Raw genomic sequence first — 14,233 nt, 5'->3', positions numbered from 1 at the left:
TAAAATTAGTCGCATGGCTCTGTAGTATTGATATTGTTTCCTTTAGACTCATAAGAATAGATTGTTCCATCTGGATGGTGAAATTCTAAACTACTGTTATCCTGTTCTACTGCAATAGTATTAATAATATCTAGCCATTCTGTATTAACGTTATCAGGGTTATCTGTTTCATCGTCTGGAACTAAATATTTTGGATATAAATTTTTGAAAGATTCTGTCTCGGTCAGTCCCGCCCAGCTTAATTTTTCATAATAAGTAAATGATTCATCTAAACCTATACCTCTACCATATTCAGAAACAGAAGTAGCTATAGAAGAAACAAATTCTGACATAGCTTCATGGTGAGTAATATTTAAATCAACATCCAATCCAGCCCTATATTCACTGTAAGCCTCTACTAAATCCGCATACCCCTCTAATGGTGTTCCATCATCATTTACCAGATGTCCATCTTCGTGCATATAAACTAAAACTGCGTGTAGACTTTCGTGTATAGCTGTTCTAGCTAAAGACAAATTTGTTGTAGTAGTCAGATATGATTCTCTGAACTTTATTTTGACATCACAAGTTCTTGTAGATGTATTGTAAAGAAAGGTTGGTCTTGTTGCTGCGTTTCCAGATACATCATCACTAGAATCTAATGTCAAATTTGTTTCACTATTCACTTCAAAAGTCCTATTGATTAGAGTAGTTAAAGGAGAACTTAAACCAATAGCAACCTCTATAATATTTTTGTGGCAAGGCTTAGAACGTAAATTTTCTGTGTAAATTATGTTTTCAACCTCCTCACAGTTCCCATAATAATCTTGATTGCTTCCATCTTCACACTTCATTTTCTCACAACCGTGCAAAGAGTCTCCACAAGGAAAGAGAGGCTCACCAGCACTAGAACCTCCTGGGTTGTAATGTGAATTACCAGAACTACCGCCCAATGGCACTTCTACATCACCATTATTAACACCTATACTTATCCCACCTCCACGTGGTGGAAATGTAAATATTGTCACAGATCCATTATTTATAGCACTCCCGCTACCGCTACTTGTTAAAATAATTTCATCAATTCCTTGCACTCCACAAGTATAATAAAACTCATCACATGATTCAAGCTCGACTACCCTTAGAGATTTGGACTTTGGAGATGACAAGCTACCTACAAATCTTGAAACAAAAACTCCACCTCTTAAGCGAAATCCATTAACAAATTCTCCATCTTCGTTTAAAATCACTAATATATTTGTGCCCTTATTTATTTCATCCTCAGATTTTGAGGCGTAGAAAAACGAATAATAACCTTTAATCTCATTATTTTCCTTTATTAAGAAAAACTCACCAAGCACATTAGAGTCAGTATTAGTATTAAAAACAGGAAGAGTCACATTACTTCCTACTATCGACTTATAAGTTAATGACTTCCCATCAAGGGAAGGTAAAATGATATTATTTTTAGTGCGTGCGCCATTATTTAAAATTTTGGTAGCATATTTTAAAGCGTCGCTCTCCTCAACTGTTTGAATAGACATAAACTCATCTTGAACCACGAGGTCAATTACTTAGTTGTCACTTTGACAACAAACAATAATTATTGCCATGAAAAATAAGGATAAGCCTTTCAAAAATGATGTTTTGTTTTGTTTCATTTGTTTGTTTGCTTGTTGCATAATTTATAATTTGGAGTAAACGTACTACAAATCAGTGAGCTAAAAAAAAGGAAATCCGTAAAATGAAGATATTTTTCTTAAAAAAAGTCTGCTTTCGCGAAAGCGTATACATAAAACATCAAACCTAAAGAGTTTCTCTAGCTTAATCGCTTTACAAACTTTATTGATATTAAAAACGCCTCCAGATGAAGGCGTTTTTTGTTTAATTCTTTAAAGAGGCCTACGAAATATACTGATCCATTATCGGCACAGACACCTCTTTACTCCTACTTATGGCAATGCCATTAAGTTCATTAGTGAGCACAAACATTGCTTTGAGTTCAAGAGCATAGCCGTCTTTTTCATCTCGCATTGCCTCAATAACCTTATTACTTACAAGGGAATTACCAGGTCTAACGGAGCTAGGGTCTTTTTGTAATTGGAATTTAAAACGGGCGGTAACATTACCATTACTTGCCTTATAACTCTTACCAAGCTTGTTATAAATCATATCATCCTCGTTAGAGTAAGCGTCTTTTACTTGCTCAACATCTAATTGACAATGCAACTCATTAATGAGCGGCATCATAATATCTTCCTCTCCATCTACGTCGTAAACAAATCCTTGTACGTAGTAGATAACATCGAGTTGCTTATCTAGATTACTGAAAATAATATCTGTTTTAATCTCTATATCAATACCGCTTGACGCGTTACCAATAACTTTTAATAATGTAGCTTGTAGTTTTGCCATTGTATGTTGTTTTTATGATTACTACTCCAAAATTATAACGAGACACATACAATTCAATATCACTCCACCCTTAAAACATAACGTTAAAATACTTATTACCAGTGCCTTAAAACCCCTCTAAAATCCCATAAATACATTGAACATTCGGTCTTTATCAAGTTAATTGACCTTAAGAAGATCTCTGTTTTATAAAAGTCCGCTTTCGCGAAAGCGTGAAAACCATTGCCACACATTTTTAAATCATTCTGTTTAAATAGTATATTTGCATAACTACACAGACTATGAAATATAAAAGAATATTACTTAAACTTTCTGGTGAGGCCTTAATGGGAGATCGCCAGTACGGAATAGATCCTAACCGTCTTGCAGAATATGCAGAAGACATTAAAGCAGTAACAGAAAAAGGTGTTGAAGTTGCTATTGTTATAGGTGGCGGAAATATATTTAGAGGTGTAGCGGGAGCTAGCAAAGGAATGGATCGCGTACAAAGTGATCACATGGGAATGCTTGCCACTGTAATAAACGGTCTTGCACTTCAAGACGCACTAGAACAAGCAAACGTAAAAACAAGATTGCAAACAGCTATTAAAATTAATGAAGTGGCTGAGCCTTTTATACGTCGTAAAGCAATGGCACATCTCAATAAAGGACGTGTGGTTATCTTTGGTGGAGGTACAGGTAATCCTTACTTTACTACAGACTCTGCTGCGGTATTGAGAGCAATCGAGATAGAGGCAGATGTTATTTTAAAAGGAACGAGAGTAGATGGTATTTACAACTCGGATCCTGAGAAAAATACAGATGCTATTAAGTATGATCATATCTCTTTTGACGATGTGCTACGCAAAGGATTAAAGGTGATGGACACTACGGCTTTTACATTAAGTCAAGAAAATGAGTTACCTATTATTGTTTTTGATATGAATACTCGTGGCAACTTGATGAAAGTGGTCTCTGGTGACGCTATAGGTACTACCGTAAACTAATACCAAGAGAATTGGCTCAATTTTTGTAAACTTGCTATCATAATTATATTACCATGAACGAAGATTTAAAATTTATAATAGATACTGCCAAAGAAGCAATGGACGATGCCATTGTACACTTAGCAAAACGATTACTTACTATACGTGCTGGAAAAGCAAGCCCGGCAATGCTACAAGGTTTAATGGTTAACTATTACGGAAGCCCTACTCCTTTGAGTCAAGTGGCAAATGTAAACACTCCAGATGGTCGTACGATTACTGTACAACCATGGGAAAAAAGCCTTATGCAAGAGATTGAAAAGGCTATTATAAATGCAAACCTAGGCTTTAACCCAATGAATAACGGGGAAAACATTATCATTAATGTACCGCCACTTACAGAGGAAAGACGTAAAGATCTTGTAAAACAAGCGCGTGCAGAGGCAGAAGACTCAAAAGTAGGTGTGCGTAATGATCGCAAAAACGCAAATAATGATATCAAAAAAGTAGATGACGCATCTGATGATGAAAAGGCAAATGCAGAAGTAGATATCCAGAAGCTTACTGATATTCATATCAAGAAAATAGAAGACGTTCTTAGCAAGAAAGAAGCTGAGATCATGACTGTATAATAGTACAGACGTTAAACAATTATAAAAAAGCGACCTCATGGTCGCTTTTTTGATACATTTACCTTTCAACCTACTCTATGCGTCAGTTTATAATTGTCTATCTCTTATGCTTAAGTTTTACTGCGATAGCTCAGAATGAGCCAGACGTGCAGCGCATTATCAATCAAGCAATTGAAAATAAAGTTAAGAACGACCCGAGAGAGGTACTCGCTTCTTATACATATGACGTTTATGAGAAAACGGTAATTACAGACAGCCTTAATGGAAGTACGCATAACTTCTTTTCTGAAAAAGTAAGCCAACTTCAATTTACAGGGGATCAACAGTTTTCGGAGAATATTATTGGATATCAGCTTGCTGGTTTTAAGAATCCGCGATACGAGGTGTTTGCTGTAAACGTACAATCAAGATCATTTTATGATGATGACTTTGTAATTTTCAATAATCGATATGCGGGAATTCTCTCAACAAGAGGAATGCGCAATTATAATTACAGTGTTACTTCTAGCGCTGTAAATGGTGATTACCAAGTAAGTTTTAGCCCTAAAAAACCTAAGAAAATTCCTGGGCTTACTGGGACAATGACCTTAGATAAAAACACACTCGCTATAAAAGGCGTGCAAGTGCGTATTACAGATAAGCTTAACATTATTCTTAATCAAGAGTACACCTACATAGAAGACGCAAACATTTATTTACCGAAACAGCGAGAATTATTTCTTGATAAAGGAAGTGAAGATCGCAAGCTTTCTTTCTTTAAAGGGCGTATCTCTATAGGTACTATAGAAAACGAAGTGCTGGAAGATATGGTCACTCGTAAGTTTCTTGTAGCTACTACAAGAATGAGTAATTACAATGTGAACAAGGAGGTTACCATTCCAGATTCTAAGTATGCGATTACTTTTAAGGAAGGTGCAAGCGAGCAACCAGAATCGTTCTGGCAAAACTATCGCACGACACCGTTATCTAGCAAAGATGAACGCAGTTTCTCAGAACTAGAGCGCATTGTAAATGCCGAAAACATAGAACGTCGATTAGGGACTACTAATAATTTTAGTATTGGTTATTTTAGCTTTGACGCCTTTGATTTTGACCTTACCTATCCTGTAAAATTCAATAATTATGAGGGTTTGAGACTTGGACTTGGCGGAGTGACTAATGAGTCTTTCTCTAAGCGTTTCCGCATAGAAGGCTATGCTGCTTATGGATTTAAAGACCAAGATATCAAGTATGGTATAGGTGCTGGTTATCTTCTCGATCCAGACAAGGGAGCATGGATTTCTGGAACGTACAACAGTGACCTAGAAGAAGTAGGTAATTATGCATACTTAACAGATCGCCGTGTGTATTCCCTCTTTGAACCGCGCCTAGTAAACATCACCCAGTTTTATAAACACCGCACTACCCGTTTAAATCTAGAATACAGATTAACACCACAATTGCTTTCTGAGTTGCAAATTGCTCATAGAAGACTAGATCAGACAACACCTTATCGCTATAATAACGATGGGAACATCATACGTAATTATGATATTTCTGAAGCAACAGCCTCTTTCCGCTGGAGTCCATCTAATAAATATTTAAAAACAGAAAATGATATTGTCCCTGTTTATGAGGGCTACCCTATAATTTCTGGTCAGGTATCTCAAGCTATTGATGGTCTAGGAGGGGATCTTGCATTTACAAAACTTGCCGCCAAAGTATTTTACAGAGTAGACAGACTCAACAAATCTGCTACGGAGTTTCTGGTAGAAGGAAATGTTGGTTTTGGAGATTTACCTATCACCCACCTATTCCACGCATTTCCTAATGCTCCTACTAAGGAAACGATACTTCAGCGTTTTTCGGTGGCTGGGGTTAATAGTTTTGAGACTATGTTTTTTGGTGAATTCTTTTCAGACAAGCTGCTTACTGCTCAGGTAAAACATAGACTGGCGCCATTTAATATCTCTAAGAGCTTTAAACCAGAATTGGTTTTTATAAGCCGATTTGCCATAGGAGATATAAGTAACCCAGAAGATCATCTCGACATTGGAGAGTTTGGTTCGCTTAGTAAAGGTTATACAGAAACTGGTTTTGAACTCAACAAGCTGCTTTTTGGTTTTGGAACGAGTCTCACCTACCGTTACGGAGCTTACCATTTACCTAACTGGGGAGATAACATTGCGTTTAAGTTTACATTCAATCTCAAACTGTAGTAAACCCATCGTAACCTTATTCAATCTACTGAACCTAGGTTAATTTTTTACGCTTTCGCGAAAGCGTAACCCCTACCACCTACAAGCCTTTTTCAATTTGCCCGCATATCTGCATCCAAAAGAATATCTTTGCGGTGCTAAAACAAGTCAATGGCAAAATTTCTGAGTAAAGGTTTTTGGGAGTCTGTAGCGAGTTTAATACTACGCAATCGTCCTTTGATTCTCATTCTTATTGTGGGTTTCACCATTTTCTTAGGTTTCCAATGGCGCAATATGCGCTTTACCTATACAGAGGCAAACTTACTTCCTGACGACCATGAAGTAAATCTAGAATACCAGAATTTTAAAGATAAATTTGGTGAAGAGGGAAACCTCATCGTGTTAGGAATACAAGACGAACGTCTATTTACTCCTGAAGTCCTCACTGCTTGGAATGACTTATCTGCAAAGATTGCAAAGGCAGACGCTGTTGCATTATCCCTTTCTCTTAAAGATCTCAAGATATTAGATAAACAAGAAAATCCGCAGCGATTTGATCTTGTTCCCTTCATGACAGACAGCACGCTCACTGCCGAAAGTGCTGCTAGTTATAGAAAATTACTCTTTGATGATTTACCATTTTATGAAAATCTGATTTACAACAAAGAGACAGGTACGGTGCGCTCTGCAGTGTATCTTAAGAAAGATTTAATCAACACCCCAGCGCGTTTAGACTTTGTAGTAAATGATCTTATGCCCGCTATCGCGACTTTTGAAAAAGACTACGATATCGATGTGCGCACCAGTGGGATGCCATACATACGAACGCTCAATGCTCAAAATATTATTGATGAGATAGGCATATTTGTAGGTGCAGCATTGCTAGTTACTTCTTTTATATTCTTCTTTTTCTTTAGATCATACAGAGCAACCTTTATCTCCATGATTACGGTAATAATAGGTGTGATGTGGGCTTTTGGGTTTCTAGGATTACTAGGATATGAGATCACAGTACTTACAGCTATTATCCCGCCGCTTATTATTGTGATTGGGATTCCTAACTGTATTTTCTTGATTAATAAATACCAGCAAGAATATAAAAATCACGGTAACCAAGTGAAAGCATTACAACGTGTAATTACCAAAGTAGGTAATGCGACCTTGATGACTAACATTACCACGGCATCTGGATTTGCTACTTTTATTCTTACTGAGAGTTCGCTACTAAGCGAGTTTGGTGTTGTCGCGAGTATTAATATCATCGCTATATTTTTACTTAGCTTACTTATCATTCCTATCATTTACAGTTACATGTCTCCTCCTAAGGAGAAGCACCTTAAACACCTAGGTAAAACTTGGATAGAAGGGTTTGTAAACTGGATGGAGCGCATGGTACGTACAAGACGTACTGCAATTTATGGATCAAGTGTATTATTACTTGCACTGAGTATTGTAGGTATATATCAAATACGTATTTCTGGTTCGCTTATAGAAGACATGCCTAAAAAAGCTGATTTCTATAAGGATATAAAGTTTTTTGAGGAAGAATTTGATGGGATCATGCCATTAGAAATTCTGATTGACACCAAGAAAAAACAAGGAGTCATGAAGCTTGCCACGCTTAAACGCATGGAAGAGCTAAGCGCTACCATAGAGGAGCAACCAGAACTCTCTGCTCCTATATCTATTGTAAACCTTGTGAAGTATGCAAAGCAAGCATACTTTAATGGGAATCCTAAATATTACCAACTACCTACAAGTAACGAGCGCAATTTTATACTGCCGTATGCAAAGAGTTTTGACAATGATCAAAATCTCATGGGAGCCTACGTAGATAGTACGGGTCAATATGCTAGAATTACTACCTTCATGAAAGATGTAGGTACTGATAAAATGGAGCGCGCTGAAGAAAATATCCAATTAAAAATAGACAAGCTCTTTCCAGAAGAACGATATGAGGTTACCATGACAGGTACTGCACTCGTTTTTCAGAAAGGAACAGATTACCTAGTAATGAACCTTGTGATAAGTCTATCACTTGCCATCTTACTCATCGCATTATTTATGGCGTGGATGTTTAAGTCGCTACGTATGATTATAGTGTCTCTCATTCCCAACTTATTACCACTGCTAGTTACGGCGGGCATGATGGGCTTTATAGGCATCCCTATCAAGCCATCTACAATACTTGTTTTTAGTATTGCCTTTGGTATTTCTGTAGATGATACGATTCACTTTCTGGCCAAATACCGTCAAGAGCTCAAAGCTAACAAATGGAAGATCAAAAAATCTGTTTACGGTTCGCTACGTGAGACAGGTGTAAGTATGTTTTACACCTCAATTGTATTATTCTTTGGCTTCTCTGTGTTCATGATTAGTAGCTTTGGGGGAACTGTAGCACTAGGTGGTCTTGTAAGTGCTACTCTATTATTTGCAATGCTAGCTAACCTTTTACTATTACCGTCACTGTTGTTATCCCTAGAAAAAGAGATTGCAAACAAGGACACCTTTAAAGAACCTGCACTACAAATTGTAGAACGTGAGGGTGATGAAGAAACTGCTGACAAAGAGCTTGAGTAACTAGATATTCCCTTTGTATCTTTATACAAAAAGGTATGACAGATCAGTATTTTAAGGAAGCACAAGACGAGTTACAACTTGGCGTCAACAAAAAGGGACACCCGTTTAGGTACACCACTATGGGAACGGTAGATGCTTCTGGAGTTCCTGCGCTTAGAACAGTTATACTAAGACAAGTTACAGACGATTTTAAACTGAGAATTTATACTGACAGTAGATCCAATAAAGTAGCTCAGTTACTACAGAATGATGTCACTAGCTTGCTCTTCTACCATCCTAAAAAGTTGCTGCAGATTAAAGTTACAGGAAACGCGTCTATCATTACAGATCCCGTAGAGTTGCAACGCTACTACAGCGGCGTGCAGCCTTCATCAAAAAAAGATTACACTACTACTGATGCTCCTGGCGCAGAGATTTCAAACCCAGATGCAGTAGACTACCTTGAGAACACCCACTACTTTACTATTATTGAGATTGCACCTACACATTTAGAGTTTCTTCAGCTTAAGAGACCTAACCATATTAGAGCGAGTTTTACACTTGAAGATGGAACATGGAAAGGGCAGTTTTTAAACCCTTAAGGGTACGCTTTCGCGAAAGCGTAAAAACCTTTTTTACACCTCAACTTGAGTACTGCTCCAAATCTCAATAAAGAGTAATGCGCCTTAGCGTATATTTCAGTCCATTTACCCCTTACCCTACCACAAAAATCTTTTATATTTGCCCTCTATCTAGAGAATTCATTTAAATAAGATACAATGACACATACGCCTATTATAGCGCTACTCGAAAGTGACAAAATTCATCAAGAATTTACTGTAAAAGGATGGGTAAGATCCTTCCGCGGAAACCAGTTTATCGCACTTAATGATGGTTCTACTATTAATAACCTTCAGTGTGTAGTCGATTTTGAAAATACAGACGAAGCACTTTTAAAGCGTATCACGACAGGTGCTGCCGTTGCCATCAAAGGAACCTTAGAAGAAAGTCAAGGTGGAGGGCAACGTATAGAAATAAAAGTAAAAGATATCCAGATTGAGGGAGATGCAGATCCTCAAGAATTAAAAAACACGATACTCTCTCCTAAGCGTCACACACTAGAGAAACTACGTGAGCAGGCACACTTAAGAGTTCGCACTAATACCTTTGGCGCTGTAATGCGTTTACGCTCAAAGTTATCGTTTGCCATACACGAGTATTTTAATAAAAATGGCTACTTCCATGCACATACGCCTATCATTACCGGTAGTGATGCAGAGGGAGCTGGTGAGATGTTTCGCGTAAGCGCACTGGATCCAGAAAATCCGCCGCGCACAGAAGATGGAAAGATTGATTACAGCAAAGACTTCTTTGGTAAAGAAACGAACCTTACGGTTTCTGGACAGCTAGAAGGAGAGACTTATGCATTAGGACTTGGGAAGATTTATACCTTTGGACCAACCTTTAGAGCAGAAAACAGTAACACTTCTCGTCACCTTGCAGAGTTCTGGATGGTAGAACCAGAGATGGCTTTTTGTGATCTAGATGGTAACATGGATCTTGCCGAAGATTTTATCAAGTATGTAATTAACTACGCGCTAGAAAACTGTCAAGATGATCTTGAGTTTCTAGAAAACAGATTAATTCAAGAAGATAAAAGTAAGCCAGAAGCAGATCGTGCGCCTATGCCACTGCGCGAGAAACTTAACTTTATAGTAGACAACAACTTTAAGCGTGTAAGCTATACGGAGGCAATTGACATCTTGCGTAATAGTAAGCCTAACAAGAAGAAAAAGTTCAAATACCCGATCAATGAATGGGGAGCAGATTTACAGTCTGAGCATGAGCGTTACCTTGTAGAAAAGCACTTTAACTGCCCAGTAATCTTATTTGATTACCCAGCAAACATCAAGGCGTTTTACATGCGTCTTAACGAAGATGGTAAGACCGTACGTGCTATGGATGTACTTTTCCCTGGAATAGGTGAGATGGTAGGAGGATCACAGCGTGAGGAGCGTCTAGACGTTCTTAAAGAAAAAATGGCTGCCTTAGATATCTCTGAGGAAGAGCTTTCTTGGTACCTAGACACTCGCAAGTTTGGAACGTGTACGCACAGTGGTTTTGGTCTTGGTTTTGAGCGCCTTGTGCTATTTGTAACGGGAATGACAAACATACGTGACGTAATACCTTACCCACGTTTTCCTGGTCACGCGGAGTTTTAGAATATACTTTCTTTCGCTTTCGCGAAAATTTGAATATATCAACTATTATAAATCCAATGTACTTAGGTATGTTGGATTTTTTTTGTGGAACATCCTCAATTATGTGTGCTTACTCTTGCCTGCTTACTCATATGCGAAACATCCTCCCTAGCCCTCCTTCAAAGGAGGGAATTTAAGTACAGAAATCCAAATGTTCTCACTCCTACGCGCTTACTCTTGTGGAACATCCTCCCTAGCCCTCCTTCGAAGGAGGGGACTTGAGTTCAAGTTCAACTATTGTCATCTCGACGTAAGGAGAGATCTCGTTATCTAGATTGGAGAAGTTGCTATGTTGGGGTTCTTACTCGGGTGTGCTTACTCATATGTGATTTCTCCATAGGTCGAAATGACGATGACTTGTTTTCTTCAACTTCAAGTTCAGATTCAAGTTCTCAAATCCAACTGTTCTCACTTCTGCGTGCTTACTATTGTGGAACATCCTCCCTAGCCCTCCTTCAAAGGAGGGGACTTGAGTTCAAGTTCAACTATTGTCATCTCGACGGAAGGAGAGATCTCATTATTTGGCTTAGGGAAGTTGCTTACTAGTAGTTATTACTTGAGTGTGCTCACCGTTATGCGATTTCTCCACAAGGTCGAAATGACAATGATTTAAATTTCAGTTTTAGGTTCGACTTAAACTTCGACTTCAAGTTCAGGTTCAAGTTCAACTTAAAAAGGGCATATTCGTCTCCATATATTTCATATTGTATCAATTACAATCATAAGTTGTATTTTGTAATGAAATAACAATCCAAACTATTTCTAGAATCAAATTATTAATGCGTGTTCTTTCTTTTTTAAATATTGCTTCACATTAGATTGTGATAAATAAACTTAGGACTGTTAGGAAAGAATGGACCAACCAAATTAAACAATGGAAGACGTACCAGATAATATTATCCCTGTTGAAGAGGCAGATAGCCTTTACAGGACTTATGGACAAAACAGAGCACCTTTTATAGAGGGTGGAGTAAACAAACTGTATGAAGATCTTGACAAACCTTATGAAGCGACAAGATTTGTGACTGCAGATTATGAAAAGATGAAAGCATATATGGCTTTTATCGAGAAAGAATCCAAAGAAGCTGGAGTAACTCCAAAAGGGCTTCGTATCTATTTTGGCGCTACAAAACCTGCAAAAGGGAATCCTGGAAGAGAAACTGTTTTTCTAAATCCAGTCGCTGCATTTAAAGGAATTGATGGAGATATTTCTTATGCAATTCATACAGATGTAGACGGCAATAAAGAACCAATCACGGTAGGAGATGTGATTGATGGTAAAATACCAAAGCCTTCTGATAGTAAGTTAAGTAATGGAGTCATACAGAGTTTAGCAGGTGATGATGTTATATGGCCACCACCACCAATTCAAAACGATCCTAACGATTACCACTAGAAATAAGAGGCCAGAATAATGAAAACAATAATTTATGCAGTACATATTGCAGAACTGCTTGCCGCTATTTTGGCCTCTATTTATTATTTTAAATACAAAAAGACACCTATAAAGTTTTTCTACATTTATTTATGGTATGTCCTTATTAATGAAGCTTTAGCAAGTATTCTTATACCAAAAGGTATCGTTAGTTATCACCTCACAAATATTTACGGATTAATCACATCACTTTATGTAACCTGGATTTGCCTGAGATATGTGAGAACATTATATCTCAATAGAATTATTAAATTTCTGATGCTCATAATCGGCATCACCCATATAGCTGAGTTTGTCATAAAAGGCTTTGATGAGCCTTGGGCTATTTCAAAAACGATAGGCCCACTTTTAGGAGTAGTAGCTCTTTTTATTTATTTAATTAATTTGTTCAAAAGCGCCTCTGTCATAAATCCGTTTAAAGAAACTGTTACTTATTTTTTAATAGGTTTTGCACTGTTTTTCGTTGCCTCACCAGTAATCCTTATGGCTCGTATCTATTACTTAAACAATCTCACGATGAGTTACAACCTCTCCTACATTATGGGAGCAATTGCAATTCTTATGTATACCATCTTCTCCTTTGGGTTTATCTATTCTAAAAAAGCATCTGACTTAGAAGAGAACTAGATTGCTTCCTTTATTTATGCAACAACATGCTCTACCAATAATAGCATTAGCACTGACTTCCTATAAAGGGACATTTACCCCTACCTCATGAGTAGTAGGGATAGTATACTTGTATTTCCCTAGCTTGGTTAACGTTTTATTTACATTAATACTAACCAAAATTCTAATACACATGAAAACATGTAAATTTCTAACCTTCCTTTTATTGGGCGGATTCTTAATGCTAAGCTGCGGCGGTGACCCCAAGGGCACACCTCACACAGATGATCACGATGAAGAACCTCTGGCTGCTCCTAACACCATAATTTCATTGCAAGAAGCTGAAGATATGTACCACAGATACGGTAACCAACGAGTACCGCTTATAGAAAAATCAGTAAACATTGATAAAGATGGTGACTCTATCAAGCCGGATGATGAACGTTACGTTCAGGCAACTCGCGCATTATCTATGGACTATAAAGGTCTTAAGGCATATCTGGCTTTTATTGAGCAGCAAGCTAAATCCACAAAAACAGATATCTCAGGATTACGTATTTATTTTTCTCAATATAAGAAAGGTAAAAATGACGGCAGGGCAACCGTTTTTTTAAATCCTATAATGGAGGCAGGACAGAAAGGAGACATAAGAGATGATGTCGCTTTTGCAATTAAAACAGATGGGAATAAAAGTACAGCTGTACCTGTAGGGAAGCTTATTAAGATTCCATCTGAGAAATCTAATAGAGCAGACTTAACAATGCCCATACAGAATGGAGTACAGAGTTTAGCATCAAATAAATCTCCATGGACACCGCCACCTCCATATAATGAGGATGATTATCAATAAACTACGTGATTTATGTACGAGAATTTTCAAATAGCGATGTTTACGTCTGAGTTCATAGCAGCGCTATTTGGAACTTTTTATTTTTATAAGTATAAAAATACTGACATCAATTTTTTGATATTGTTACTATGGTATATCCCTGTTAATGAGATGTTATGTCAATACATATTTCCAAGATCTGAAATTGGTTACCTATTATACAATCTCTATGATTTAATTGTTTCGAGCACGATACTTATTATGTTGAAAACTCAAATTAGACTAAAAGCTAGAAAAAACATAGTTCTTGTTCTTCTAGTCCTATGTATCACAATATTTCTAATAAGTTTATTCTTCTTTAATCCATTTAAAGAA

The 14,233-nt window shown here is 37.3% G+C and carries 11 protein-coding genes; 9 read left to right on the top strand and 2 right to left on the bottom strand.

Annotation, left to right across the window (positions count from 1 at the left end; all coding sequences use genetic code 11):
- Positions 1-5 precede the first annotated feature (5 nt).
- Entirely contained in the window at positions 6-1,523 is a 1,518-nt protein-coding gene (locus JM84_RS04820; RefSeq protein WP_013750182.1) for a hypothetical protein, read from the bottom strand.
- Between the two features lie 358 nt (positions 1,524-1,881).
- The gene (locus JM84_RS04815) at positions 1,882-2,394 is read right to left on the bottom strand and encodes a hypothetical protein (protein ID WP_013750183.1); all 513 of its coding nucleotides are present in this window, start codon (positions 2,392-2,394) and stop codon (positions 1,882-1,884) included.
- A gap of 281 nt (positions 2,395-2,675) precedes the next feature.
- Here JM84_RS04815 and pyrH point away from each other — a divergent pair, with 281 nt between their 5' ends.
- From pyrH to JM84_RS04770, 9 genes are all read left to right on the top strand, one after another.
- The gene (gene pyrH, locus JM84_RS04810; RefSeq protein ID WP_013750184.1) at positions 2,676-3,380 is read left to right on the top strand and encodes a UMP kinase; all 705 of its coding nucleotides are present in this window, start codon (positions 2,676-2,678) and stop codon (positions 3,378-3,380) included.
- 53 nt (positions 3,381-3,433) lie between these two features.
- Positions 3,434-3,991, top strand: coding sequence for a ribosome recycling factor (gene frr, locus JM84_RS04805; protein ID WP_013750185.1), 558 nt, complete (start codon positions 3,434-3,436; stop codon positions 3,989-3,991).
- A 77-nt stretch (positions 3,992-4,068) separates the two neighbouring features.
- Positions 4,069-6,189, top strand: a complete 2,121-nt coding sequence (locus tag JM84_RS04800; protein WP_013750186.1) for a DUF5686 family protein — start codon at positions 4,069-4,071, stop codon at positions 6,187-6,189.
- A gap of 150 nt (positions 6,190-6,339) precedes the next feature.
- Complete coding sequence (locus JM84_RS04795; protein WP_013750187.1) at positions 6,340-8,748, top strand: efflux RND transporter permease subunit; 2,409 nt, start codon at positions 6,340-6,342, stop codon at positions 8,746-8,748.
- Between the two features lie 35 nt (positions 8,749-8,783).
- Complete coding sequence (locus tag JM84_RS04790; protein WP_013750188.1) at positions 8,784-9,329, top strand: pyridoxamine 5'-phosphate oxidase family protein; 546 nt, start codon at positions 8,784-8,786, stop codon at positions 9,327-9,329.
- A gap of 177 nt (positions 9,330-9,506) precedes the next feature.
- Positions 9,507-10,949, top strand: a complete 1,443-nt coding sequence (gene asnS / locus JM84_RS04785) for an asparagine--tRNA ligase (RefSeq protein ID WP_013750189.1) — start codon at positions 9,507-9,509, stop codon at positions 10,947-10,949.
- A 913-nt stretch (positions 10,950-11,862) separates the two neighbouring features.
- The gene (locus tag JM84_RS04780; protein ID WP_013750190.1) at positions 11,863-12,384 is read left to right on the top strand and encodes a hypothetical protein; all 522 of its coding nucleotides are present in this window, start codon (positions 11,863-11,865) and stop codon (positions 12,382-12,384) included.
- An 18-nt stretch (positions 12,385-12,402) separates the two neighbouring features.
- Entirely contained in the window at positions 12,403-13,050 is a 648-nt protein-coding gene (locus tag JM84_RS04775; protein ID WP_013750191.1) for a hypothetical protein, read from the top strand.
- Positions 13,051-13,222: 172 nt separating this feature from the next.
- Positions 13,223-13,879, top strand: coding sequence for a hypothetical protein (locus tag JM84_RS04770; protein ID WP_013750192.1), 657 nt, complete (start codon positions 13,223-13,225; stop codon positions 13,877-13,879).
- Positions 13,880-14,233 lie beyond the last annotated feature (354 nt).

Origin of the sequence: Dokdonia sp. Hel_I_63, assembly GCF_007827285.1 — a bacterium.
In the GTDB taxonomy this organism is placed as follows: Bacteria; Bacteroidota; Bacteroidia; order Flavobacteriales; family Flavobacteriaceae; genus Dokdonia.
Note: the sequence above shows the minus strand (reverse complement) of the source record. Positions and strands in the feature narration are given on the sequence as shown.

Bases quoted from the DNA above. Each gene is read 5' to 3' on its own strand.
- JM84_RS04820 (WP_013750182.1), bottom strand. From the start codon at position 1,523: ATGTCTATTCAAACAGTTGAGGAGAGCGACGCTTTAAAATATGCTACC.
- JM84_RS04815 (WP_013750183.1), bottom strand. From the start codon at position 2,394: ATGGCAAAACTACAAGCTACATTATTAAAAGTTATTGGTAACGCGTCA.
- pyrH (WP_013750184.1), top strand. From the start codon at position 2,676: ATGAAATATAAAAGAATATTACTTAAACTTTCTGGTGAGGCCTTAATG.
- frr (WP_013750185.1), top strand. From the start codon at position 3,434: ATGAACGAAGATTTAAAATTTATAATAGATACTGCCAAAGAAGCAATG.
- JM84_RS04800 (WP_013750186.1), top strand. From the start codon at position 4,069: ATGCGTCAGTTTATAATTGTCTATCTCTTATGCTTAAGTTTTACTGCG.
- JM84_RS04795 (WP_013750187.1), top strand. From the start codon at position 6,340: ATGGCAAAATTTCTGAGTAAAGGTTTTTGGGAGTCTGTAGCGAGTTTA.
- JM84_RS04790 (WP_013750188.1), top strand. From the start codon at position 8,784: ATGACAGATCAGTATTTTAAGGAAGCACAAGACGAGTTACAACTTGGC.
- asnS (WP_013750189.1), top strand. From the start codon at position 9,507: ATGACACATACGCCTATTATAGCGCTACTCGAAAGTGACAAAATTCAT.
- JM84_RS04780 (WP_013750190.1), top strand. From the start codon at position 11,863: ATGGAAGACGTACCAGATAATATTATCCCTGTTGAAGAGGCAGATAGC.
- JM84_RS04775 (WP_013750191.1), top strand. From the start codon at position 12,403: ATGAAAACAATAATTTATGCAGTACATATTGCAGAACTGCTTGCCGCT.
- JM84_RS04770 (WP_013750192.1), top strand. From the start codon at position 13,223: ATGAAAACATGTAAATTTCTAACCTTCCTTTTATTGGGCGGATTCTTA.